1 protein-coding gene is annotated in these 318 nt (G+C 47.2%); it reads left to right on the top strand.

The window, feature by feature from the left end:
* On the top strand, positions 1-318 hold a 318-nt coding region (locus V5P19_RS23210), incomplete at both ends, for a transposase (RefSeq protein WP_334407877.1).

The following is a 318-nucleotide window of genomic DNA, read 5'->3' as shown; positions in this document are numbered from 1 at the left end:
ACCACCCGTCACCTAAAATCTACTCAGCGTCGGCAAAGGAGCCATGGATTCTAGCAACTAACTTACCTGTTGAAATTCGAACACCCAAACAACTTGTTAATATCTATTCGAAGCGAATGCAGATTGAAGAAACCTTCCGAGACTTGAAAAGTCCTGCCTACGGACTAGGCCTACGCCATAGCCGAACGAGCAGCTCAGAGCGTTTTGATATCATGCTGCTAATCGCCCTGATGCTTCAACTAACATGTTGGCTTGCGGGCGTTCATGCTCAGAAACAAGGTTGGGACAAGCACTTCCAGGCTAACACAGTCAGAAATC

This window comes from Enterobacter sp. UNJFSC 003 (genome assembly GCF_036903355.1).
GTDB lineage: Bacteria > Pseudomonadota > Gammaproteobacteria > Enterobacterales > Enterobacteriaceae > Enterobacter.
The sequence above is the reverse complement of the archived record's forward strand: the minus strand, read 5'-3'. Positions and strand labels throughout refer to the sequence as shown.